Origin of the sequence: Microbacterium sp. (genome assembly GCF_047607225.1) — a bacterium.
Classification (GTDB): domain Bacteria; phylum Actinomycetota; class Actinomycetes; order Actinomycetales; family Microbacteriaceae; genus Microbacterium.
Genome location: NZ_JASGDO010000013.1, coordinates 51,681 through 75,787, shown reverse-complemented (window position 1 = coordinate 75,787; position 24,107 = coordinate 51,681). Strand labels below are relative to the sequence as shown.

Here is a 24,107-nt window from a genome sequence, read left to right as displayed (position 1 = left end):
GGGGGTCGGGGCGGGCGCTGCGGGTGCGGCCGCGGGCGCTGCCGAGACCTGCACGGGCGGCGGCGGCCACGTGATCTCGCCCTCGGCGACGACCGTCACCGCTCGCTGCACGACGTCGTCGAGGTCGAGGGTGAGCTGCCCGTCCTTCCCGGGAGTCAGGAGCTTCAAGAGGTTGAGCAGGTTCGTGCCGTAGAGCTGCGAGGCCTGCTGCGGCAGCCGCCCTGGCAGGTCGGTGTAGCCCAGGATGATCACGCCGTTGTCGGTGACGACGCGCTCGCCGGCGACCGAGCCGGCGACGTTGCCGCCCTGGGCGGCTGCCATGTCCACGATCACCGAGCCCGGCTTCATCGCCGCGACGTCGTCGGCCGTCAGCAGCACCGGAGCGGCACGCCCCGGGATGAGGGCCGTGGTGATGACGATGTCGACGTCGGCCGCCTGCTCGGAGTAGATCTCGGCGGCGCGGCGGTCGTAGGCGGCGCTCGTCGCTTTCGCATAGCCGTCGGCAGAAACCTCCTTCTGTTCGTCGGGCACGACGACCTCGAGGTACTCGCCGCCGATCGAGCGCACCTGGTCGGCGACCTCGGGGCGGGGATCGGTGGCGCGGACGATCGCGCCGAGGCTCGACGCGGCGCCGATGGCGGCAAGACCGGCCACGCCGGCCCCCGCGACGAGCACTTTGGCGGGCGGCACCTTGCCGGCGGCCGTCACCTGGCCCGTGAAGAAGCGACCAAACTCGTGGGCGGCCTCCACGACCGCTCGGTAGCCCGCGATGTTCGCCATCGAGCTCAGCACGTCCATGGACTGCGCCCGTGAGATGCGCGGCACCGCGTCCATCGCGAGGGCCGTCACTCCGCGGGCCGCGAGGCCGGCGAGGAGGTCGGGGCTGAAGGCGGGGGCGAGGAGCCCGACGAGCGTCGTTCCGGGCGCGAGCAGCGCGACTTCGTCGGCGGTGGGCGGGGCGACCTTCAGCACGACGTCGGCAGCCCAGGCCGTCGCCCGATCGACCGGGAGCGCCCCGGCGGCGACATAGGCGGGGTCGGGGAAGGCCGACGCGGCTCCCGCTCCGGCTTCCACGACCACCTCGAAGCCGAGCGCGGCGATCTTCGAGACGGTCTGCGGCGTCGCCGCGACGCGCGTCTCTCCCGGTTGCTCCGCGACGATGCCGATTCGGGACATGCGGGTGCTCCTCACACGATGACGGCGCGTCGGGCACGCGCGGGGGATCGATTCCCGACTCTAGGGTGTCTGCTCCCCGCGATGGGGCGGATGTCCCGGTAAATATCCGGGATCCTTCGCGGGGGACGGGAGGAGCCCAGCGCAGGACGGATCGCTCGACGACGAAGCGGCGGCCCGTGGAGACGGACCGCCGCTTCGTGAGGGGCGGGTGCGATCAGGCGATCGGCACCTCGTTGTCGTCCGTGCGCTGCAGGGCACGGCGGCGCAGGACGCCGAGCGAGCCGGCCGCGATCAGCGCGACGCCCGCGAGGAGGCCGCCGATCAGTCCCGCTCCGTTGCCACCCGACGCGGCGAGTCCCTCCTCGCCGTCGTCCTCGCCTGCGGGGCTCGGGGTCGGCGACGGGCTCGGCTGCGGCTCGGGCGTGGGCGTCGGCTCGGGCGTCGGCTCCACCGGGTCGGCAGCCACCCACACGCCGGCGACGGCGCTGACGAGGTCGCCGTCGGCGTTCTCGACGTTGATCTGGATCGAGTGACCGCCCACCTCGGTTCCCGCGGGAAGAGTCACGACGGCGGTGAACGTGCCGTCCTCGCCGACCGTCACGCCGCCCAGCAGCTGGTCGGTGTCGAAGAGCCACAGATCCACGAGGCTTCCGGGCAGGAAGCCGCTGCCGGTGATGCGGAACGATCCGCCCAGAGGTGCGGTCGCGACGCCGTCCTCGAGGTCGAGCACGTCGCCGTCCGCGTCGAGGCTCTCGATGCGGATGACATAACCGGGGCCGGTGAGGATCCAGGTGGAGCCCTCGCGCGTCACCTCGGTCTCCTCTGCGACGCCGCCGACATACGCGGCGCCTTCGCCGGGCGTCGCGCCGGGGATGGGGCTGCCATCGGCGCGGACGGTGACCGCCTCCAGAACCGGGGTCGCGCTCACGGTGACGCTGCCCGTCGACGAGCCGGCTTCGTTGACCGCGCGGACCTGCACGTCGTACTCCGTGCCGTTGTCGAGTCCGCCGATGCGCAGCGGGCTGGAACCCTGTGCCGCGGGAATCCAGGTCTCGCCGCCGTCGATCGAGTACTCGTAGCCGGTGACGGGGCTGCCGCCGTCGTCTTCGGGGGCGGTGAACTCGACGATCAGGGTGCGGTTGCTCTCGGTGACCGTCGTGACCGTGACGGGGCCGGGAGTCGTGCGCGGCGTCGCGGTGACGACGTTCGAGGGCCCACCGGAACCCGCTGCGTTCAGCGGCAGCACGCGGAAGGACACGGCCTGACCGTTGGTGAGACCCGTGACGGTGTAGCCGGTCGCGTCGGAGCCGGTGTCCGCCTCGACGTCCGACCAGGTCTGGCCGCCGTCGGTGGACTGCTGCACGCGGTATCCCGTGATGGGCGCGCCGCCGTCGGCGGGTGCCGTCCAGGTCAGCTCCACCTTCTCGTTGCCCGCGGCGGCCGCCAGCCCCGTGATCGCGTCGGGGGTCGTCCGCGGCGTCGTCGACACCGGAGCGGACGGATCGCCCGCGCCGGCGGCGTTGAGCGCGACGACGCGGAACGTCGTCTCGGTGCCGTTGGTGAGTCCGGTGACGGTGCGGCTGGTGTCGGTGGAGCCGGTGTCGGCGACGGCGGTGGTCCAGGTGTCGCCGCCGTCGGTGGACTGCTCGATCCGGTAGCCGGTGATCGGCGAGCTGCCGTCGTTCTCGGGCGCGGTCCATTCCAGATCGGCCTGACCGTTGCCGGGCTCCGCGGTCGGGGTGCCGGGGGCTCCGGGGGCCGCGTACGGCGTCACCGGGTCGGTGGAGGAGCCGGGGTCGCCCGTTCCGTTGGCGTTGATCGCCGAGACGCGGAAGATCACGGGGGATCCACTCGTCAGCCCCGTGACGATGTGGGAGGTCTCGTCGGAGCCGGTGTCGGCGACGGCGGTGGTCCAGGTGTCGCCGCCGTCGGTGGACTGCTCGATGCGGTAGCCGGTCACCGGCGAGCCGCTCGTCCACTCGGGGGCCGTCCAGCTCACCGTGGCGCGTTCGAAACCGCGCACGGCGGAGGTGTCGGTGGGAGCGCCCGGCGCGGTGGCGGGGACGGACACGGTGACCACGAGCGGACGACGCAGGGTCTGTGCCGGCGCGGTGCTGCCGGGGGCGGCATCCGGGGCGGTCAGCTCGACCTCGAACGTCTCGGTGTCGCCGGTCTGTCGGGCGTTGACCGCGGCGGCGTCGGGGACGAAGCGGTAGGCGCCGGTCGACGGGTTCAGCAGCAGGGTGCCGTAGGTCCCCTCGATCGCCTGCGTGTAGAGGATGCCGCCGGCGGTCACCGAGGCCGCCTGCCCGTCGATCAGGGCGTAGGAGATCTCACTGTCGGGGTCGCTCCCCGCCAGGGTTCCCGTCGTGGCGCCGAACGTGTCGGTGTCGGGGGTATTGGTGAGCGTGATGCCCGGGATCGCCGGGAAGGTCGGAGCGTCGTCGACGGGGGTGATGGTGACCGTCGCGGTGGTCGAACCCGTCGTGGTGCCGCCGTTGTCGGCCGCGGTGATGGTGATCGTGCGGGTGGCGGGCGGGTCGTCCGACGAGTTCTCGTACTGGAGCTTCTTGGACAGCGCGCTGACGACGGCGTTGGTCACCTTCGTGCCGAACACGCGGACGTTGTCGATGAGCAGCCGCGCACCGGCGACCTGTCCGCCGCTCAAGTCGTGGGTGCCGCCGACGAACACGAACCGGTACGTGCCGCTGGCCGGGATCACGGTCTCCTTGGTCACGAAGCCGGGCGAGGCACTGTTGCCGCCGGTCGCGTCCAGCACCGTCGTCTGGGCGCCGGTGACGGTGTTGAGGATGTACCCGAAGACGTGGAAGTTGTCGCCGCCGAAGTATGCGCGCCAGTCGAAGGAGATCTTGTCCCCGGAGCTCGCCTCGAACGGCGAGCTGTACACGGCGGGGCCGTGCACGACGTCGTAGCCGCGCGCGGTCTCGTCGATGTAGGAGTAGAGCTCGAGGCTGTAGTCGCCGTCGCTCGCGTCCTGCGTGCTGATGGTGGTGGAGTAGGTGTCGCCGCTGGGCGCGAAGTTGTCGTTGCCGGGGTTGCCCGCAAGGCCCGTGTAGGTGCTGCGGTCGATGGAGGTGAAGCCCGCGATGCTCGTGACACCCAGGTCGATCCGCTGGTTCATCGCGGTCCAGCCGCCGATGTCACCGTCTTCGAAGCTCGGGTTGACGAAGGGGCTCGTGAAGTTCACGCGCAGGATGCCATTGCTGCCGTTGCGGGTGGGGTCGACCGACCCGATCACATCGGCGGTGGTGCCGTTGCCGAGGTAGACGGTGGAGCCCACGATCGTCGTCACGCCGCTGGCCGTCGAGGCGGTCGCCGCGGAGACGAGCGAGAGTGTCTCGCTGGCCGCGCCGCCGGTGACCCGGTAGTCGATGTACCCGTCGCCGAACGAGGAGCCGCCCGTGACGGTGATGTCCTCGCCGATCAGCACCGGCGGAGCCTGCTCCACGTACTGCACGGGCTGCGACGGCCCGCTGACGGTCGGCGCGGCCCACGCGGCCGCGGGGGTGGCCACGATCGCGGCCACGGTTGTCACGGTAAGCAGCGTGCGGGCGCGGCGGGGCGCGCGCGCACGCGGTGAGGGTGAGCTCATCGAGTGTGTCTCCGGGGGGTGAGGCACGGCGGGATGCCGGGAGGGACACGCTCGGGGACGTGTCGGATCTCGGGTGCCGGCGCGCCGAGACGGGGGGTCGCGCCCACGCTATGGTCCGGGCGGCGTCGGACGCCAGGGAGGTTCCTCCTCAATGCCTCGTCCGCGCGCCCCGTCGATGCCGTCACGAGCGGGACCGTGCACGCTGCCCCGCGCTAGGCTGGCGGCGAATCATGCATGAGACCAGTGTGGTGCGGGTGGCGGTCGTGGAAGACCAGCCGCTGTTTCGCGCACTGCTCGACGACCTCATCGGCTCTTCGGAGGGTTTCGATCTGGTCGCCTCGGCATCCGACGCCCGTGAGGCTCGGCGTCTGCTGCACGCCGAGGTGTTCGACGTCGCCCTGCTCGACATCGAACTGCCCGACGGCAACGGCTTCGAGCTCGGCAGGGAACTGCGTCGCCGTCACCCGCGGATCGGGGTGGTCCTCCTGTCGGGCCACGACATGATGGAGACGCTCCTGGGACTGCCGTCGGCCGAGCGCGCGGGCTGGAGCTATCTCTCCAAGACCTCCGCCACCTCGCGTGAGGGGCTGCTGCAGGCGCTCCGTGCGAGTGCGGAAGGCTCGAACGTTCTCGACCCGGCCCTCGTGGAGCGCCGCGTGCCCCGGCGCGGATCGCGGCTCAGCACCCTCACTCCACGGCAGCTGGCGGCGGCGAAACTCGTGGCGGCGGGACTGGCCAACGACGCGATCGCCCGGGAGATGGGGATCTCGGCCCACTCGGTCGACAACCTCCTCAACGTCGTCTACGCCTCGCTCGGCGTTCGCGAGCACCCCGATGTCAATCCGCGAGTCGCCACGGCGCTGGCCGTGGTGGAACACGCCGTCCCCGAGCGATCGATCCGGTGAGCGGCCCGGTCCGCGACGACCGGCGCGCCTTCCTGGTCACCGCCGCCGTGGTCATGGCCGCCTTCAGCATCGGCGCGGCGCTGCAGACCGTGTTCGTCTTCCGCCCGGCGCGCGTCGGCGTGCTGGAGCCGGGGGAGGCGGCGGCCGATCTCGCAGTGCGTCTGAGCGTCAACCTCGTGACCGTCTCCCTGGCGCTCGCCGCGTGCCACTTCCTGCGGCTGGGTGAGCGGCGGGCGGGACGCGCCGCGGTGACTGCCCTCGGCCTCGGTGTCGGTGTCGGCACGATCCGCTACGGCGTGCAGTGCGTCGTGGGGATCTACCGGGAGCCGACGCTGCGCGTGGCGGCGGTCGAGATCGGCGCGACCGTGATGGTCGTCGTGCTCGCCGTCGCGATCGCCCACGCGCAGGTCGCCGGGCGCCGACGTATCCGCGAGCAGGAACGTGAAGCGGTCGAACAACGACTGCGCGCGGCGTCGGCGTTCTCCAGCCTCGCGGCGGAGGAGTCGCGCGTGCGGCGCGAAGTGGCAGACGACCTCCACGGCACCTTGCAAGGGCAGCTCGTGCTCGTCCAGGCGCGGATCGATGCGCTGCTGCGCGCCGAGCCCGGAGAGCAGGAGGCGGCGACCCTCCGGGCCGGGATCGCGGCCGTTCGAGAGGAGCTCGACCGGATCCGTGAGACGGAGATCCGGGCCGTGAGCCACCGCCTGCATCCGGCGGGGGTCTCGCTGGGACTGGAACACGCGCTGCGCCTGCTCGCCCGGACGATCCCGCCCGAGATCGAGGTGGAGACGGTCGTCGCGCCGCTCGACGCCGGCGATCCGCTCGCACCCGCCGATGCCGACACGATCGTGCGGCGCGTGGCGGTGCTGCGGGCCGCGGAGGAAGCGGTGAGCAACGCGGTGCGGCACGGGGGTGCCTCCCGACTGCGGCTCGAACTGGACCGGCCGGCGCCCGGCACGGTGCGTGTGCGGGTGGACGACGACGGCAGGGGGCTCCCTGCGGTGGTCACCCCGAGCGGCATACGCCTCGTTTCGGAGCGGCTGGAAGCGCTCGGCGGCGGGATCCACCTGACGGCGTCGCCGTGGGGCGGCGCGCGGCTGGTCGCCACGGTACGCGAGCGCGGCGCATCCGTAGACTCGGAACCATGACCGTCGCCTCCACGCCCGCTCTCGAAGCCGACCGCCAAGCCCTCATCGCCCTGATCCGCGACGAGGCCGTCTTCCACGGCGACTTCACCCTGTCCAGCGGCAAGAAGGCGTCGTACTACGTCGACATGCGAAAGCTCACGCTCGACCATCGGGCGGCACCGGCGATCGGACGCATCATCCTCGATCTCATCGCCGACATCGACGGGATCGTCGCCGTGGGCGGGCTCACCCTGGGTGCCGACCCGATCGCGAACGCCGTCATGCACGAGTCCGCACGTACCGACGCTCCGCTGGACGCCTTCGTGGTGCGCAAGGAGCCCAAGGACCACGGTCGCGGACGCCAGGTCGAGGGTGCCGATGTCGTCGGCAAACGCGTCGTCGTCGTCGAGGACACCTCCACCACGGGGCAGTCGGCACTCACCGCCGTCGAGGCGTTGCGGCGCGAAGGCGCCGAGCCGGTCGCGGTGGCCGTGATCGTCGACCGCAAGACCGGAGCGCAGGCCGCTGTGGAGGCCGCGGGCCTGCGCTGGCTCGCCGCGATCGACCTCGACGACCTCGGGCTAAAGCCGCAGTGATCCCGCCCCGGCCGCGTCAGCGGAAGACGGGGAGCTGAGAGGCCAGCGTCAGCATCAGGCCCAGAAGGGTCAGGAGCACGAGAGCGCGGCCGTTGGGAAGCGGGGTGCCCTGCGGGGCGTCCCGGCGTCCGCGAAGGAACAGCACGAGGGCCACGATCAGCACGACCAGCCCGCTGAGCACGAGGAACAGCGACATCAGTCGTCCTTTCCGCGGCCTCGGAAGTACTGCACGACGAACACGACGAGGGTGCCCACGAGCACGACCCCCGTCGCGGCGAACAGGAGCGTCTGCTCGAACTCGGTCATCCGGCCGGCTCCTTTCAGATGCCCTCGGGCATCTCCGACTCGACCGGCTCGTCCGACAGCAGGTCGGCGACCGAGTCGACGATCTCGTCGGGGCGGAACGGATAGCGCTCCACTTCCGCGTCGTCGGAGATCCCGGTGCGGACGAGGATCGTGTGCAGGCCCGCCTCGATGCCGGCCACGACGTCGGTGTCCATGCGATCGCCGATCATGCCGGTGTTCTCGGAGTGCGCTCCGATGCGGTTCATGGCCGAGCGGAACATCATCGGGTTGGGCTTGCCCACGACATACGGGGTCTTGCCCGTCGCGTGCGAAATGAGCGCCGCGAACGAGCCGGTCGCGGGGACGACCCCGTGGGGAGTGGGTCCGGTGGCGTCGGGGTTGGTGATGATGAAGCGCGATCCCGCGTTGATCATGCGGATCGCCTTCGTGATCGCCTCGAAGGAGTACTGCCGGGTCTCCCCGACGACGACGTAATCGGGGTCGGTCTCGGTCATCACATATCCCGCCTCGTGGAGGGCGGTCGTCAGCCCCGACTCTCCGATCACGAACGCCGTGCCCCCGGGCTTCTGCGAATGCAGGAAATCTGCTGTCGCCAGGGCCGACGTCCAGATCCGGTCCTCCGGCACGACGAGGCCGGAACGCGCGAGCCGGGCGCTCAGATCCCGCGGGGTGAAGATCGGGTTGTTGGTGAGCACGAGGAACGGCGTCCCGGTGTCGCGCCACTGCGCGAGCAGTTCCGCCGCGCCCGGGATGGGGCGGTTCTCGTGGACGAGAACGCCGTCCATGTCCGTGAGCCAGCACTCGATATCGGCGCGTGTCCGCATGGGGCCAGCCTATCGGGGGCTCGCGGGCCTAATGTCGGTTGCGTGGCGAGAGACGACTGGGACCCCGACCGGCTCCCCGACCTGAGCGGTCGGCGGTATCTGGTCACCGGCTCCACGCGCGGACTCGGGTTCTTCGCCTCGCTGCAGCTGGCCGGCGCCGGAGCGCACGTCATCATGACGGGCCGGAACCCTCATCGCCTGACGACGGCGCGGGCCGCCCTGCGTCGCCAGGTGCCGGAGGCGGAGGTCGAGACGCTGCTGCTCGACACGAGCAACCTCGGCTCGGTGCGTGCGGCCGCCGCGACGGCACGCGGACGCACCGGCCTTCACGGCCTGCTCCTGAACGCCGGCATCGTCCACCCGCCCCGCCAGCGGGAGGTCACGCGCGACGGCCACGAGGTCGTCTTCGCGACCAACGCCCTCGGCCACTACGCCCTCGCGGGGGAGCTGCTGCTCGCCCTCGCCGCCGGTCGCGGACGCATGGTGTGGGTGGGATCGATGTCCACCGTGATCTCGCCGATGGAGCTCATCGACCCGGAGCTGGAGAACGACTACACGCCGTGGCGCGCGTACGTCCAGTCCAAGATCGCCACGACCGCGCTGGGGCTGGAGGCCGATCGGCGACTGCGCGCCGCGCACGTTCCGATCGCGAGCATCGTCGCACACCCCGGGTATGCCACCGGGGGTCGCACGCGCGGCATCGCCGGCATCAACACGCCCAGCCGCGGCAAGCGGTTCATCGACAACCTCCAGGCTCCGATCTCGCAGTCCAAGGAGCGCGGCGCGTGGACGCTCGTCCGTGCCCTCGTCGACCCGCTCGCGGAAGGCGGACAGTTCTGGGGCCCGTCGCGCGGGGCCACGGGCCGTCCGGTGCCGGCCACGATCCCCCGGGTGGCTCGCGACGCCGAGCTGGCTGCTCGCCTGTGGAACTACTGCGAGCACGCCACGGGGACGGTCTGGCCGTACCTGAAGGCGAGCAAGACCAAGCGTCGCTGAGCTCCGCGCCGCCGGAGGTCAGGCGCTCAGCCACACGAGCGACGCGGCTCCGGCGGGAAGCTCCACGAGGTTCCCCTCGTCGACGCGCACCGAGCGGCGCCCGGTCACCGTGACGGTATGGCCGACGTCGATCCCGGCCGCCTCCAGGGCGCGGAGGAGATCGGGGTCGCTGTCGCTCACCCGCAGCACGCGACCGGTGTGGCCGGCCGCGACCTCGTCGAGGCGCACGAACGGTTCGCGGTCGACGTGTCCGTCGGCGTCGGGGATCGCGTCGCCGTGCGGGTCGAACCGCGGATGACCGAGCCGGGTCGAGATCCCCTCGAGCAGCCGGTCGCTGATCGCGTGCTCGAGCACCTCCGCCTCGTCGTGGACCTCGTCCCACGCGTAGCCGAACTCCCGCACCAGCCACGTCTCGATGAGGCGATGGCGCCGGATGATCGCGGCCGCTCGCCGCTCGCCCGCGTCGGTCAGCGAGATCGGTCCGTAGGGGCGGTGAGACACGAGTTCCTGCGCCGAGAGCTTCTGGACCATCTCGGTCACCGTGGACGGGGCCAGGCCCAGCTTGGCGGCCAGTTGCGACGGCGTGATCTTCGCCGTCTGCCACTCGGTGTGGTGGTAGATCGTCTTGAGGTAGTCGTCGATCGCAACGGAGGCCACGCTTCAGGCTATCCGGCCCCGCCGCCCCGCCCTATCCGCCCGTCAGCACCAGCCACAGAAGCACGGCGTTGAGCGTGATGAGGAAGGCGGACGCGACGATCCCCGCGACGGTCGTCAGGCGGCGGTTACGGAACGGGCCGAGCACGTCGCGCCGGGCCGTCAGGCGCACGAGCGGCACGAGGGCGAAGGGGATCCCGAAGCTCAGCACGACCTGGCTCAGCACCAGGGCGAGTGTCGGGTCGACGCCCACCGCGAGGATCGCGAGCGCCGGCACCAGTGTCACCAGTCGGCGGGCGAGGAGCGGGACGCGCACGTGCAGGAGGCCGTGCATGATCTCGGCCCCCGCGTAGGCGCCCACCGCGGTGCTGGCGAGGCCACTCGCGAGCAGCCCCACCGCGAAGAGGGTGGCGACGACGACCCCGAGTCCGTCGTGCAGGGCCGCGTAGGCGCCCTCGAGACTGTCGGTGCCCGGCACGCCGCCGAGCGCCGAGGCGGCCAGCAGCAGGATGCAGAGGTTCACCGTGCCGGCGATCGCGAGTGCGATCGTGACGTCCCACCGGGTCGCGCGGAGAAGCCGCGTGGTGGAGCGGGTGCTCGTGTGGTCGTCGTGCGCCGGCAGGTCGCCGGGGCCTCCGGGGCGGAAGCGGTCGCGGGCGAGTGCCGAGTGCGCGTAGATCGCGTGCGGCATGATCGTCGCGCCCAGGATGGAGGCCGCCAGAAGCACGGACTCGGTGCCCTCGAAGCGGGGCAGGAGTCCACCGACGACTCCGGCGGGACTCGGGGGCGCGGCGACGACGCCATAGGTGAATCCGATCGCGATGATCGCCATGAGGCCGATCACCACGAACTCGAAACTGCGTGCACCGCGCCGTTGCTGGACGAGCAGGAGGGCGAGCGACACGGTTCCCGTGATCAGTCCGCCCCACAGCAACGGCACGTCGAAGAGGAGCCACAGCGCGACGGCGCCGCCGATCACCTCGGCGACATCGGTGGCCATGGCGACCAGTTCCGCCTGCAGCCAGTACGCGCGTCGCGCCCAGGGGCGGCGGATGCGAGTGCCGAGCGTCTCGGCGAGCGAGCGGCCGGTGACGATCCCGAGCTTGGCCGAGAGGTACTGGATGAGCCACGCCATGACGTTGCCGAGCACCACGACCCACACCAGCAGGTATCCGAAGCGCGCGCCCGCCGTCATGTTGCTCGCGACGTTCCCCGGATCGAGATAGGCGACCCCCGCCACGAGGGCGGGGCCGAGCAGCCACGCCATCCGGCGCATGGCCCGGGGGCGGGCGGCGGGTGTGGCGGGACGCGAGTCGGTGGTCGAGTGGGGGGCGTGTGCGAGCGGGGTGCTTCCGGACCGGATGCTTCCCGAGCGGGGAGATTTCGGCATACCGAAAACATAGCAGGGATTTTTCGGCGTACCGAAAAATGGCGGACGACAGCGCGGGCGGGCCGCGGTGAGGGGGGCGGCTCAGGGCCGCAGGCGGACGGCGGCGGCTACGCTGACGGGGTGGACGCCGCTGACTCCCCGCCCGACCCGGAGCCGCAGCTCCCGATCGGCGTGGGCCCCTGGCCCGGTGGCCCCGATGCCTGGCCGGACGATCCTCGTTACGATCCGGAGCTCCTCGCGCAGGGCGATCGTCGCAACGTCGTCGATCGCTACCGCTACTGGACGATGGCGGCGATCGTCGCCGACCTCGACGCGCACCGGCACGGGTTCCACGTCGCGATCGAGAACTGGCAGCACGACATGAACATCGGTTCCATCGTCCGCAGCGCCAACGCGTTCGCGGCGGCCGAGGTGCACATCATCGGACGGCGGCGGTGGAACCGGCGTGGCGCGATGGTGACCGATCGCTATCAGCACGTGCGGCACCATCCCGATGTCGCGGCGTTCACCGACTGGGCGGCGGGGGAGGGCATCCCCATCGTCGCGATCGACAACGTCGACGGATCGGTGCCGTTGCAGCAGGCCGACCTTCCCGAGCGGGCCGTCCTCCTGTTCGGTCAGGAGGGGCCCGGCCTGTCACCTGAGGCCTTGGCGGCGGCGGGTTCCGTCGTCGAGATCACGCAGTACGGATCGACGAGGTCGATCAATGCGAGTGCCGCCGCCGCGGTCGTCATGTACGAGTGGTGCCGGCGCTGGGCGTGAGGGCGGTCAGTCTTCTGCGGCGTCCTCGCGCCCGATCCGTTCGTCGCGTGTCGCCGGGTCTTCCAGGCCCGGACCCATCCCTCCGGCCCCGCCGATGAAGACGCCGCCGGAGAGCGGCTGGCTGGCGAACCAGCCGAAGGACGCGCCGGACGAGGCGTCGTCCAGGCCCCCGTCGGACTCTGCGGAGCTGGCATCGCCGCCGAACAGGGCGCGGGAGATGCCCTTCGCGCTGTCCAGCATCTCCTCCAGCGCGTGGCGCAGCCGCTCGTCGTCGACCTCCGCGCCCATGAGCGTGGCGGCGAGCACGGTGCGACGAATGAGCTCCTTCGCGAACGACGCCGTCACTCCCTCGGCGCGTTCCGCCGCGGCGTCCAGCGCCGCTGCCGACAGGGGCAGTCCGGCCGCGTAGGTGCCCAGCAAGGACCGGCGTGCGGCCGCATCGGGGAGCGGGATCTCGACGGCGAGGTCGACGCGGCCCGGACGCGCGGCGAGGGCGGGCTCCAGGATGTCGGCGCGGTTGGTCGTGAGCACGAAGGCGACATCGGCGTCGCCGTCGAGGCCGTCGAGCGCGTCGAGCACCTCGAACAGCAGCGGCTGCAGGCCGAACATGCCACGTTCGGAGGCCACGAGATCCACGTCTTCCAGCACGACGATCGACGGGGTCATCGCGCGCGCGAGCCTCGCGGCCTCGCCGACGAGGCTCAGCGCACCGCCCTGGAGGAGGACGGCGGTCGTGCCCGGCGTCTCGTGAAGCAGATGGCGCACGGTGAGCGTCTTGCCGGTCCCGGGCGGGCCGTAGAGGAGGACACCGCGCTTGAGGTGCTGGCCGCGTGCGCGGAGGGCGTCGGCGTGCTGGCCGATCCCGACGACGTGATCGTGGATGCGCGCCAGCACCCCCTCCGGGAGGATCACCTCGTCGGCGGTGACCGCGGGGCGCTCCAGGAAGGTCATGCCGCCGATGCCCTGGCCGTACTCGCTGTGGGCGAAGGTGACGACGTTGCCGCGGACGACGCTGAGCTCGTTCATGCGCCGGTGGAGCTCGGCCGCCACGGACGCGGTGACCTCGGCGTCGGCGGTGAGGATCTCCAGTACCGCCGCCTCGCGTCCGTACATGCGGTTGGCGGCGCGCTGGAGGACGGCGACAGGATGTCCGTCGTGCCGGAACAGGCGCAGTCCGAAGCTGATCACCCGGCGTGTGGAGCGAGGCCCGGTCGCGGCAGAGGCGTACTCGGGCGGGGCGTCCACCGAGAACGACGCGTACCGGTGGCGCAGGAGCGCGGGAAGGTCTTCGTGCTGGCGCTCCTGCCCTCCGGTGATTCCGTGCACCGACGCGTCCGGGTCGTCGGCCGCGAGCGCGTCCAGGGCCAGGTCCGCGTCGACCAGGCGGTGCGGCGGCAACGGCTCGGTCAGCAGAGGGAGCGTCGTCGGATCGACGCCGAGGTGCTGCGCCACTCGCTCGCCGACCGCGGTGAGCCGCGGTTCCCGCCCGTCCGGCATCTCGTTGAGGCGGTGTAGGAGCCGCTGCAGGTCGGAGAGGAGTGCGGAGTCGCGGTCAGCCTGGTCCATGCCTCCACCGTAGGCGTCCCAGCGGGAGCCGGTGGTGCCCTCAGAGCAGCGGACACAACGGCGGAGGCCGTGGGCGACACGCCGGTCCCTCGGGCGGGATGCACGGCGTGTTGGCGCTGCGGTCCGCCGTTGTGCGCGGCGCGCGGAGCGTGTCAGTCGGGTCAAGGGCGGCCCGGCACTGCACCTAGACCTGCAAGCGGAGCCACTCCGGACGGCGGACGCGCCAGCCGAGCGTGGCCAGACGAGCGAGCATGTACACGCCGAAGAAGCAGATCGCCAGGGTGCACAATCCCCATGACCCCGCGGGCGCCAGGACGGCGACGATCCACAGCGCGGGTGCGTAAGGGAGGAGGTTGAGGAGCCCCGCCAGGGCCAGGTACTTCGCGTCGCCGGCTCCCATGAGCACCCCGTCGAGCACGAACACGGCGCCGCACAGCGGCTGCGCCACCGCCAGCACCAGGAGGGCGGGCTGGATGAGCGCGGCGAGGGCGGGGTCGCCCGTGAACACGATCCCGATGACGCCCGACAGGGCAGCGATCAGGGCTCCGACCGCCACCCCGAACCACACGCCCCACGCGACCGTGCGGCCCACGACGCGGCGGACGAATGGCTCGTCGCCGGCGCCGAGCCCTCGCCCGATGAGGGCCTGTGCGGCGATCGCCAGCGCGTCGAGCGCGAAAGCCGCGGTGGAGAAGATCGTGAAGGCCACCTGCCACCCGGCCAGCTCCGTGGTCCCGAGTCCCGTGGCCACCGCGACGGTGGCCAGCAGCGCCACCCGCAGCGACACGGTGCGAAGGAACAGCCAGCCGCCCGACCGTGCCGATCCGCGCACGCCGTCGCGCTGCGGCAGCACCGAGGCGGAGTGCCGTCGGGCCAAGCGGCCGACGACGAAGGCGTAGGCGCCCACCATTGCCCATTGCGCCGCGACGGTGCCGGCGGCCGAGCCGGCGATGCCCCAGCCGAACCCGTAGATGAACAGCCAGTTGAGCAGGGCGTTCGCCGCGAAGCCGATTCCGGCGATCCACAGCGGCGTCACCGTGTCCTGCATGCCGCGCAGCAGGCCGGTGGCGGCGAAGACGATCAGCATCGCGGGCAGTCCCCACATCGACAGCTGGAGATAGATCATGGCCTGAGTGGCGACGTCGGGGGAAGCGCCGAACATGCCGACGAGGGCAGGGGTGAGGGCGGAGCCGGCGACGGCGAGCAGGGCGCCGAGCCCGAGGGCAAGCCACAGTCCGTCGATGCCGGCGCGGACCGCGCTCGTGTGGTCGCCCGCCCCGAAGCGCCGGGCGACGGCGGGCGTGGTGGAGTAGGCGAGGAACACCATGAGTCCGACGATCGTCTGGAGCACGGCGGCCGCGATACCGAGCCCGGCGAGCGGGACGACGCCGAGGTGACCGACGAGAGCGGCATCGACGATGAGGAAGAGCGGCTCGGCGACGAGAGCCCCGAGTGCCGGAACGGCCAGTCGCAGGATCTCTCGGTTGAGGGTCTGCGCGGCCATGCCCCCGAGCCTAGAGCCGGTGGCGGACCTCGCCGGCGATCCCCTTGTCCACAGGGGCGTGCCCGGGGACGCGGGCGCGGCCCGCGCTTAGGCTGGATGCTCGCACGTCCCCGAGGAGTCAGATGTCGTTCCCGCGCGTCACGGACGTCGTCGCGCGTCTGCGACGGCGCGTCCCGCCGTGGCTGCGCGTGGTTCTCGACGTCGCCGCAGTCGTGCTCGGTCTGGTGCTCGTCATTCGGCCGACCACCGCCCTCGATGTGCTCGCGGTGCTGCTGGGCGGGGGCATGATGCTCACGGGCGTCGTGCAGTTCGCCGACGACGAACCCGCGTCCGAGGAGCCGCCGTCGGAGGGAGTGGCATCGGAGCGCAGAGCCGACCGGCGAAGCCGATGGCGGCTCGTCCTCGGCGTCGTCTGGATCGCCGTCGGTGTCTTCGTGCTGCTGTGGCCCGGGCTGACGGTGCGACTGGCCGCGGGGCTCGTCGGCGGCGTCCTGTTGTTCGCGGGAGCGCTCGGGGTCATCGGGGCGTTCGCGCGGGAACGCACGTGGGATCAGCGCGCCTCGGATGGCGCTTTCGGGCTCTCCGGAGTGATCTTCGGGATCGTCGCGTTCTCCTGGCCCGACATCACGCTCCTCGTCGTCGCGGTCGTGTTCGGCGCGTGGCTGCTCATGCTGGGCGTCTCGGGATTGTGGCGGCAGTGGCGGGCTCACCGCGCGGCGCAGCATCCCGGCCGCCTCCCGCGGACCGCGGGCCGGGCGCGGCGCTGGGGGCGGACGATCATCGCCATGGGCACGATTGCGCTCGCCGTGACCACCGCCGTGGTGACCACGCCCCTGCGCGAGGGATCCACTGTGGTGGACGAGTTCTACGCCGCACCGCGCGACACCCCCGACCAGCCGGGAGTGCTGGTGCGGGCCGAGCCGTTCACGCGCGACATCCCCGAGGGCGCTCGGGCCTGGCGGATCCTCTACACGACCACGGGCGTCCACGGCGAGGTTCGCGTGGCGAGCGGCTTGGTCGTCGTGCCGGTGCGGACCGAGCTCGACGGCGCGAAGGCCTGGCCGGTGATCGACTGGAACCACGGCACGACCGGCTACGCGCAGCACTGTGCGCCCTCGCTGCAGGAGCGGCCGCTGTGGTCGGGAGCGATGTACGTCACCCGCCGCGTGATCGCGGAGAGATGGGCCATCGTGGCGCCGGACTACATCGGTCTCGGCACCGAGGGCTCCCATCCATACCTCGTCGGCGAGCCGAGCGCCCACGCGTCGCTCGATGCGGTGCGCGCGGCGCGCCAGCTGGAGGAGGCCGAGCTCAGCATGGCGACGGTCATCTGGGGTCACTCGCAAGGAGGAGGTGCGGCCCTGTGGGCCGGAGCCCTGACACCGACGTACGCGCGGGGGATGTGGTTGCGGGGCGTGGCCGCGCTCGCGCCGGCCAGCGACCCGCTCGCCCTCGTCGAGCGCGTCACCAACGTCACCGGCGGCAGCATCTTCGCCTCCTTCGCCTTCGAGGCGTACTCCAAGACCTACCCCGACGTCAGCTACCGCGACTACATCCGGCCGGGCGCCGAGACCTTCCTGCGCGAGATGTCGCAGCGCTGTCTGTCCGATCCCGGCACGATCGTCTCGGTGGTCGCAGCACTGAGCATGGGCGCCGACCTGGGGGTGTTCGCGGCCGACCCGACCACGGGCGCCCTCGGTCGTCGTCTCGTGGAGAACACGGCGCCGTTGGAGATCGACGCGCCGCTGTTCATCGGTCAGGGAGGAGCGGACTCCGTCGTCGTGACCAGCACGCAGACGGCGTTCGTGAATCGGATGTGCGCGGCGGGGCAACAGGTCGACTATCGCGTGTACGAGGGCTTCGAGCACGCCGCGGTCGTGGAAGGCTACTCCCCGCTGATCCCCGATCTGTTCGCCTGGACGCGAGCGCGCTTCGACGGCGAGCCCCTCCCCGACGCCGGCTGCACGCGCACCGACGTGCCGGCCCGATAGCGCGAGGAGCGACCGATCCGCAGAGAGCGGTCAGGCCAGGACGATCGTGAGGTCTCCGCCGTCCGGGGAGTACACCACGTCCTGTGACGGTCGACCTGCGAGGGTCACCCCCCAACCCTCGGTCAGGAGATCCCCTCCTTCGTCCACGCGCACGGTCGCCCAGTCGCCCTCGCGCGTCGCGGAGACCCGCACGAGCACCGCGCCGTGCTCGTCGCGCAGCTGCGTCGTCGCGGTCTCGCCGCGGTCGAGATGACCGAGATGGAAGACTGGCGCAGTCGTGACGTCATAGTCGGGTCGGTCCGATCGCGATCCGAAGGGAATCAGCGCCGCGCCACGGATCCACACCGGGAGCGAGTCGAAGTCGTGACGTTCGCGGAGCCATCGGCCGCCGTCGGCCCGGCGCCCGTCCAGGAGGTTCGTCCAGGTCCCTTCCGGAAGGTAGTAGGTGACGTCGCCGTCGTCCGAGAACACGGGCGCGACCAGGAGATCCCCTCCCAGCATGTACTGCCGGTCCAGGGGTGCGCAGGTGGGGTCGTCGGGGAACTCCAGCACCATCGCGCGCAGCATCGGCAAGCCCCGCGTGTGGGCCTCGCAGGCGGCGTTCCAGAGGTAGGGCATGAGCCGATTGCGAAGCCGGCCGAAGTCGCGAGCCAGCTGCACCGCCTGTTCGTCGAACGCCCAGGGCACGCGGTAGGAGTCGGAGCCGTGCAGTCGCGCGTGCGATGAGAACAGCCCGAACAGCAGCCACCTCTTGAACAACGCCGCTGAGGGGGTCCCCTCGAATCCGCCGATGTCGTGGCTCCAAAAGCCGAAGCCGCTCAGGCCGAGCGACAAACCCGCGCGCAACGACTCGGCCATGGACTCGTAGGTGGCCTCGCAGTCTCCGCCCCAGTGCACCGGGAACTGCTGGCCGCCGGCGGTGGCGGAGCGGGCGAACAGCACCGCTTCGCCACGGCCGCGTTCGTCCTCCACGGCCTCGAAGACGGTCTGGTTGTAGAGCTGAGAGTAGTGGTTGTGCATGAGGTCCGGGTCCGAGCCGTCGTGCCAGACGACGTCCGTCGGAATCCGCTCGCCGAAGTCGGCCTTGATCGCATCGATGCCTTGTCGCAGCAAGTGGCGGATCTTCCCGGCGAACCAGTCCCGTGCCGCGGGGTTGGTGAAGTCGACCAATGCCATGCCTGCCACCCACAGGTCCCACTGCCAGACCGTGCCGTCCCGGCGCCTCACCAGGTAGCCTGCATCCGCCGCTTCGCGAAACAGCGACGAGCGCTGGCCGATGTACGGGTTGATCCATGCGCTCGTTCGCAGACCGCGATCGTGCAGGCGGGTGAGCATCCCTTCGGGGTCGGGGAATGCGGACCGGTCCCATTCGAAATCGCACCAATTGAGCGGCTTCATCCAGTAGCAGTCGAAGTGGAACACGCTCATCGGGATCTCGCGTCGGCTCATTCCGTCGACGAACTCCGTCACGGTCTCCTCGTCGTAGTCGGTCGTGAAGGACGTGGTCAACCAGAGCCCGAACGACCACTTCGGCGGCAGGGCGGGCCGACCCGTCATCGCGGTGTAGCGCTCCAGGATCTCGCGAGGTGAGGGACCGTATATGAGGAGGTACTCGAGATCATCGCCGGCGGTCGAGAACTGCACAGCCGACACGACCTCGGAGGCCACCTCGAAGGACACGTGCGCGGGAGTGTTGACGAAGACGCCGAACCCGGCGTCGGTGACGAAGAACGGGATGCTCTTGTATGCCTGGTCGCTCGCCGTGCCGCCGTCCTCGTTCCAGGAGTCGATGACTTGGCCGTTCTTCACGAACGGGGTGAATCGCTCTCCGAAGCCGTACACACTCGCCCCCACCGGCAACGTCAGGCGGTGGAGCATGTACGGGCCGTCATCGGCCACATGCATCGACGCCGTCGACTTGGCGCCCGCTGAGGTCAGGGGGCGGTCGTGCCCCCGGAACCGTAGCGACCACGGTCCGCTCACCGCGAGGCTGCCGGTGAGATCGCCGGAGCGAAGCGCTATCTTTTGCGGGTCCCGCGTCACCGTCACGGCCTTCTCCGTGGCAGCGCTCTCGTCGAGCACGAACTGCGGACGTGCCGGAGTGAGACGGGTGCGACGGCTCACCCTCACCCTGATGACATCGGAGGCGGGCGCGTCGAGGTCGGTGGTGATCGTCGGGGTGTTCAGGTGCGACCCACGGTCCACGAGCGGCCGGCTCAGCGCCGCAACGGATACCGTTTCGCTGGTGGAGGTCACGTCCACCGCCTCGACGGCATACGCGGCGGTGACACCGTCACGCAGGAGCCAGTATCCGTGGGAGAACTTCATCGGGGGTCCTTCGTGGTGGCGAGAGGCCGGGGCGGCGCGGTGCTCGACAGGGACGTCAGATGTGGGGTGAGCAATCGGATCTCCGCCGCGGAATCGCCCTCGACGCTGCGGAGCACCGTCTCGACGGCGATCCGTCCGATATCCGCCGCAGGTACTGCGATGTGGGTCAGTGGCACCCGCGTCTGGGCCGCGATGTCGCTCGGGCAGAGCGCGATGACGGAGATGTCCTCCGGTACCCGGAGGCCGCGCGCTTCGAGCGCGACCAGGAGCGCCGGCAGGACGGCCTCGTTGTGCACGATCAGACCGGTGGTCTCGGGACGCTCGTCGAGGACCGAGCCGAGGCCGGCGACGGCGGCCTCGTGATGGGGCTCCAGAGCGCGCCAGTGCGCGCGGATGCCGCGGCTGCGAGCCGCGTCCTCGAAGCCGGAGGCGAACCGCACCGCATACGTCGATGATCGCCGGTAGACGGCATCGGGTGACCCGAGCATGGCGATCGTGCGGTGTCCGAGGTCGGCGAGGTGGTTCACGGCATGGGCGCCTGCGCGGTACATGTCCAGGTCGACGCAGGGGAGCGGCCCGGGATCGTCCGGGTAGCCGATCAGCACGCACGGCAGACCGCTGTTTCGGAGTACGGGAAGGCGTGGATCCTGCATCTCGAGGTCCATCACGATCGCCGCGTCGACGAGCGAGCTATCCCGGACGCGCAGCACTCCCTCGGCCCCCTCGTCCTGGGTGATCAGGAGGACGTCGTGGTCGAACTCGCGCGCGGTGGCGGCGATGGAGGCCACGAACTCGAGCAGGACGGGGACGTTGTTGTCGGCGCGGAACGGTGCGACGAGGGCGAGCGCGTTCACCCGGCTGCTGGCCAGTGCCCGGGCCGAGGCGTTCGGTCGGTACCCGAGTTCGTCGACCGCGGCGCGCACTCGATCGCGGGTGTCTTCCGAGATGGTCCGCTTCCCGGAGAGCACATAGCTCACGGTGCTGCTCGACACCCCGGCGCGTCGGGCCACGTCGGCGATGGTCACCATGACGGTCCCCTATCCGCGCGGTCACGGGTCAGCTCCGCGTGCTCCGAGATCAGCGAGCGGTACCAGCGCGCCGAATCCTTGGGAATGCGACGCTGCGTGCCGTAGTCGACGAAGAACAGCCCGAATCGGATCGAGTAGCCGAGCTCCCACTCGAGGTTGTCCAGGAGAGACCACACGTAGAGTCCCCGCACATCGACGCCATCGGCGACGGCGTTCGAGATCGATTCGACCGTCGTGCGCAGGTAGTCGATCCGGGCGGTGTCCCGCACACGGCCCGTGGGATCCACGTAATCGTGCAGCGACGCCCCCATCTCGGTGACGTAGAGGGGGAGATCGCGGTATTCGTCGCGAATGCGCACCAGGCACTCCCTGATGCCCTCCGGAACCGCGGCGATCCCGGCGCTCATCATCGGACCCTCGGGATGGATCTGGCGGGCGCCGAGGACGGGCACGGCCGGGTCTGCGGCGACGAGGTGGTTGAGGTAGTAGTTCACGCCGAGGTAGTCGATCGGCTCGCTGATCACGGTCAGATCGCCTGGACGCACGATCGCATCGTCGAAGAGAGTCGGGAACAGCTCGGCGAGGTCTGGGGGGTAGCTGCCGCGGAACAGCGGGTCGAGGTAGACGCGATTCTGCTCACCGTCGAGCAACCGCGCCGCGGCCACATCCGCGGGACGGCGAGACCACGGCCGGGGGAGGGCCATGGACAGGGTGATTCCCATCTCGGCCCCCTCCGCCTCGATCGCACGGAAGCGAGCGAGCGCTTCGCCGTGGCCGAGGAGGAGATGATGGATCGCCGTTCCCGCGGTGTGGTAGTCGCGGTGGCCGGGGGCGTGGACACCGCGGGAGTAGCCCTGTCCGACGACCGTCCAGGGCTCGTTCAGCGTCAGCCACTTCGGCACGCGGTCGCCGAGGGCCGCGAGCACGATCTCGGCGTAGTCGGCGAAGCGGTGGGCCGTATCGCGCGCGTACCAGCCGCCCCTCTCCTCGAGGGCCTGCGGCAGGTCCCAGTGAAAGAGCGTGGCCATCGGTTCGACGCCTCGATCCAGCAGTGCGTCGACCAAGCGCGAGTAATGGTCGAGGCCGCGCTGGTTGACCGCTCCCGCACCGTCGGGCACGATGCGTGGCCACGCGATCGAGAACCGGTAGGCGCCCATCCCGTGGGAGGCCATCAGCTCGATGTCCTCCGGGTAGCGGTGGTAGTGATCGGCGGCCAGATCGCCGGTGTCACCGTTGAGGGTGCGCCCGGGCGTGTGGGAGAACGTGTCCCAGATGGATGTCCCTCTGCCGTCTTCTGCCACGGCTCCTTCGACCTGGTACGCCGCTGTCGCGGCGCCCCATAGGAAGTCGGGACGCAGCCGTCGTAGCGTGGCCTCGTTGATTCCCGACGCTGTCACCGGATGGCTCCTTTCGAACGGCGGTTGCGTGCCGTCATGTCGATCGTGACGGCGGCGAGGAGGATGAGCCCGGTGGCGATCACCTGGACGGCGGCGGGTTGGCCGAGCAGGGCGAGCCCGTTCTGCACGCTGCTGATCACGAGCGCCCCCAGGAGGGCGCCCACGATCGTGCCTCTACCTCCGAACAGGCTCGTTCCTCCGATGACGGCGGCGGCGATCGCGTTGAGCGAGGTGTTGCCTCCGCCGGTGTTCACCGACACAGAGTAACTGCGAGAGGCGTCGAGGATTCCGGCCAGGACGGCCAGGACGGCAGCGGTCACGAAGATCGCGATGCGCAGCCACCCCACGCGGATCCCGGTTCGTCGAGCCGCTTCGGCATTTCCTCCGACCGCGTAGATGTGTCGGCCGAACACCGTCGATGAGGTGAGCAGGGCGAGGACCCCGGTGACGGCGAGCATGATGAGCAGCAGGTAGGGCATGCCGAGGTAGCGGTCCAGCACGGCCATGCCTCCCAGGGCGATGATCGCGACCACGGCGCCGATCGCGATGTCGCGCAGGGCGGGGTTCGCGTCGTAGCCCGCCCTGCGGTCGATGCGGCGGCGGATGACGATGATCCCGGCGCCCACCACCGTGATTCCGACCGCGACGGCCCATCCGGCGGGACGCGGGAGGTAGGTGGAGGCGATGGAGGTGAGGAACGGGTCCTCGATCCGCACTTGTCCGCTCTTGCCGCTCAACGCGAACAGCTGGAGACCCTGCCAGACGAGCATGCCCGCCAGAGTGACGATGAACGACGGCGCTTTGAACACCACGACCCACGATCCCTGCACCAGCCCGATCGTCGCTCCGATGACGAGGGCGATCAGGATCGCTGCCCATGCCGGCCACCCGGCGGAGGCGGACAGGAGCGCCATGACCGACGCCGTCAGCCCGCTGACCGCCCCGATCGAGAGGTCGATCTCGCCGAGGAGGAGCACCAACATGATTCCGAGTGTGAGCACGGCGAGGGTGCCGGTCTGGAGGACGAGATTGGAGAGGTTGCGCGGCGACAGGAAGGCATCGTTGGCGAGTTGGAAGCCGACGCCGATGAGCAAGAGGGCGACCAGCACCGGCCACAGGCCGAGCTCGCCCCGGTTCCACCAGGTACGGATGGTCGGAAGGCCGAAGGACGGGGTCATGAGGTCTCTCCTCGGGGAGCGATCGCGTGGGAACCGGTGATGGCGGCGATGACGTCCTGCGGTGTGCTGCTCGAGGTGCGGAAGACTCCTGCGTTGGCGCCGAGGCGCATCACGGTGACGCGATCGGCCACCTCGAAGACGTCGACCATGTTGTGCGAGATCAGGACGACCGAGATGCCCTTGGCCCGGAGGGCGCGGATCAGGCGGTAGACCATCGCCGTCTGCTGGACTCCGAGAGCGGCCGTGGGTTCGTCCAGCACCACGAGGCCGGACCCCCAGAGCACCGCGCGACCCACGGCGATCGACTGCCGCTGGCCACCGGAGAGAGTGCCGACCTGCGACCGCAGCGACGGCAGCGTCACGGACAGGTCGTCGAGCACGCGCTGGGCTTCAGCGGACATGCGCTTGACGGCCAGGAACCGCGACAGTGGCCCACGTCGGGGGGTCCGCAGCTCTCGGCCGAGGTAGAGGTTGGCCACGACGTCGAGGTTGTCGCACAGCGCGAGGTCCTGGTACACGGTCTCGATGCCCGCATCGACGGCGTCTTGCGGTCCGCGTATGTCGACAGGGGTGCCGTCGACCTCGATCGAGCCGCTGTCGGCGACGTGCACGCCCGCCAGTGTCTTGATGAGGGTGGACTTCCCGGCGCCGTTGTCGCCCACCAGCGCCATGATCTCGCCCGGGGCCACCTCTAGGTCGACTCCGCGGAGGGCTTCGACGGGGCCGAAGGTCTTTCGGATCCCCCGCATCCGGAGCCGGGGGGTTC

Annotated in this window: 19 protein-coding genes; 6 read left to right on the top strand and 13 right to left on the bottom strand. The window is 70.9% G+C overall.

Annotated elements, in window-relative coordinates:
- Together QM591_RS01825 and QM591_RS01820 are read right to left on the bottom strand one after the other, a co-directional pair.
- Positions 1 to 1,176 (bottom strand): Re/Si-specific NAD(P)(+) transhydrogenase subunit alpha (locus tag QM591_RS01825; protein ID WP_415129004.1); only part of this gene is annotated, 1,176 nt, incomplete at its 3' end.
- 214 nt (positions 1,177 to 1,390) lie between these two features.
- The gene (locus tag QM591_RS01820) at positions 1,391 to 4,732 is read right to left on the bottom strand and encodes a fibronectin type III domain-containing protein (RefSeq protein ID WP_415129002.1); all 3,342 of its coding nucleotides are present in this window, start codon (positions 4,730 to 4,732) and stop codon (positions 1,391 to 1,393) included.
- Positions 4,733 to 5,019: 287 nt separating this feature from the next.
- On the opposite strand from QM591_RS01820, the gene QM591_RS01815 reads away from it, so the two are divergent.
- From QM591_RS01815 to pyrE, 3 genes are read left to right on the top strand one after another with little or no spacing between them, the layout of a single operon-like run.
- Positions 5,020 to 5,694, top strand: a complete 675-nt coding sequence (locus QM591_RS01815) for a response regulator transcription factor (protein ID WP_415129000.1) — start codon at positions 5,020 to 5,022, stop codon at positions 5,692 to 5,694.
- A complete protein-coding gene (locus tag QM591_RS01810; RefSeq protein ID WP_415128998.1) occupies positions 5,691 to 6,842 on the top strand; it encodes a sensor histidine kinase in 1,152 nt (383 codons plus the stop codon). The genes QM591_RS01815 and QM591_RS01810 overlap by 4 nt, the downstream gene beginning before the upstream one ends.
- Positions 6,839 to 7,417 carry an orotate phosphoribosyltransferase gene (pyrE, locus tag QM591_RS01805; protein WP_415128996.1) on the top strand — a complete coding sequence of 193 codons (579 nt, stop codon included), beginning with the start codon at positions 6,839 to 6,841 and terminating at the stop codon, positions 7,415 to 7,417. Before QM591_RS01810 ends, pyrE begins: the two co-directional genes overlap by 4 nt.
- Before the next feature lie 16 nt (positions 7,418 to 7,433).
- On the opposite strand, the gene QM591_RS01800 is transcribed toward pyrE, so the two are convergent.
- Together QM591_RS01800 and QM591_RS01795 are read right to left on the bottom strand one after the other, a co-directional pair.
- The gene (locus QM591_RS01800; protein ID WP_415128994.1) at positions 7,434 to 7,613 is read right to left on the bottom strand and encodes a hypothetical protein; all 180 of its coding nucleotides are present in this window, start codon (positions 7,611 to 7,613) and stop codon (positions 7,434 to 7,436) included.
- 124 nt (positions 7,614 to 7,737) lie between these two features.
- On the bottom strand, positions 7,738 to 8,547 hold the full coding sequence (locus tag QM591_RS01795; RefSeq protein ID WP_415128992.1) for an HAD-IIA family hydrolase: 810 nt from the start codon (positions 8,545 to 8,547) through the stop codon (positions 7,738 to 7,740).
- 42 nt (positions 8,548 to 8,589) lie between these two features.
- Between QM591_RS01795 and QM591_RS01790 the strand changes: the two genes are divergently transcribed.
- Positions 8,590 to 9,543, top strand: a complete 954-nt coding sequence (locus QM591_RS01790; RefSeq protein ID WP_415128990.1) for an SDR family NAD(P)-dependent oxidoreductase — start codon at positions 8,590 to 8,592, stop codon at positions 9,541 to 9,543.
- A gap of 18 nt (positions 9,544 to 9,561) precedes the next feature.
- Here QM591_RS01790 and QM591_RS01785 read toward each other — a convergent pair whose 3' ends face one another.
- Together QM591_RS01785 and QM591_RS01780 are read right to left on the bottom strand one after the other, a co-directional pair.
- Positions 9,562 to 10,200: a metal-dependent transcriptional regulator gene (locus QM591_RS01785; protein ID WP_415128988.1), complete on the bottom strand. Its 639-nt coding sequence runs from the start codon at positions 10,198 to 10,200 to the stop codon at positions 9,562 to 9,564.
- 31 nt (positions 10,201 to 10,231) lie between these two features.
- Complete coding sequence (locus QM591_RS01780) at positions 10,232 to 11,587, bottom strand: Nramp family divalent metal transporter (protein ID WP_415128986.1); 1,356 nt, start codon at positions 11,585 to 11,587, stop codon at positions 10,232 to 10,234.
- Positions 11,588 to 11,707: 120 nt separating this feature from the next.
- Here QM591_RS01780 and QM591_RS01775 point away from each other — a divergent pair, with 120 nt between their 5' ends.
- Positions 11,708 to 12,349, top strand: a complete 642-nt coding sequence (locus QM591_RS01775) for a TrmH family RNA methyltransferase (protein ID WP_415128984.1) — start codon at positions 11,708 to 11,710, stop codon at positions 12,347 to 12,349.
- A 6-nt stretch (positions 12,350 to 12,355) separates the two neighbouring features.
- Here QM591_RS01775 and QM591_RS01770 read toward each other — a convergent pair whose 3' ends face one another.
- Both QM591_RS01770 and QM591_RS01765 read right to left on the bottom strand, forming a co-directional pair.
- Positions 12,356 to 13,915 carry an AAA family ATPase gene (locus QM591_RS01770; RefSeq protein ID WP_415128982.1) on the bottom strand — a complete coding sequence of 520 codons (1,560 nt, stop codon included), beginning with the start codon at positions 13,913 to 13,915 and terminating at the stop codon, positions 12,356 to 12,358.
- Positions 13,916 to 14,099: 184 nt separating this feature from the next.
- The gene (locus QM591_RS01765; protein ID WP_415128980.1) at positions 14,100 to 15,419 is read right to left on the bottom strand and encodes an MATE family efflux transporter; all 1,320 of its coding nucleotides are present in this window, start codon (positions 15,417 to 15,419) and stop codon (positions 14,100 to 14,102) included.
- A gap of 122 nt (positions 15,420 to 15,541) precedes the next feature.
- Between QM591_RS01765 and QM591_RS01760 the strand changes: the two genes are divergently transcribed.
- Entirely contained in the window at positions 15,542 to 17,410 is a 1,869-nt protein-coding gene (locus QM591_RS01760; protein WP_415128978.1) for a lipase family protein, read from the top strand.
- Positions 17,411 to 17,440: 30 nt separating this feature from the next.
- Here QM591_RS01760 and yicI read toward each other — a convergent pair whose 3' ends face one another.
- The 5 genes from yicI to QM591_RS01735 are packed head-to-tail and all read right to left on the bottom strand — an operon-like array spanning position 17,441 to position 24,090.
- The gene (gene yicI, locus QM591_RS01755) at positions 17,441 to 19,738 is read right to left on the bottom strand and encodes an alpha-xylosidase (RefSeq protein ID WP_415128976.1); all 2,298 of its coding nucleotides are present in this window, start codon (positions 19,736 to 19,738) and stop codon (positions 17,441 to 17,443) included.
- Positions 19,735 to 20,766, bottom strand: coding sequence for a LacI family DNA-binding transcriptional regulator (locus QM591_RS01750; RefSeq protein WP_415128974.1), 1,032 nt, complete (start codon positions 20,764 to 20,766; stop codon positions 19,735 to 19,737). The genes yicI and QM591_RS01750 overlap by 4 nt, the downstream gene beginning before the upstream one ends.
- Complete coding sequence (locus tag QM591_RS01745; protein ID WP_415128972.1) at positions 20,760 to 22,163, bottom strand: GH1 family beta-glucosidase; 1,404 nt, start codon at positions 22,161 to 22,163, stop codon at positions 20,760 to 20,762. Before QM591_RS01745 ends, QM591_RS01750 begins: the two co-directional genes overlap by 7 nt.
- Positions 22,160 to 23,341, bottom strand: a complete 1,182-nt coding sequence (locus QM591_RS01740) for a sugar ABC transporter permease (protein WP_415128970.1) — start codon at positions 23,339 to 23,341, stop codon at positions 22,160 to 22,162. Before QM591_RS01740 ends, QM591_RS01745 begins: the two co-directional genes overlap by 4 nt.
- Positions 23,338 to 24,090 carry an ATP-binding cassette domain-containing protein gene (locus QM591_RS01735; RefSeq protein ID WP_415128968.1) on the bottom strand — a complete coding sequence of 251 codons (753 nt, stop codon included), beginning with the start codon at positions 24,088 to 24,090 and terminating at the stop codon, positions 23,338 to 23,340. Before QM591_RS01735 ends, QM591_RS01740 begins: the two co-directional genes overlap by 4 nt.
- Positions 24,091 to 24,107: the final 17 nt, after the last annotated feature.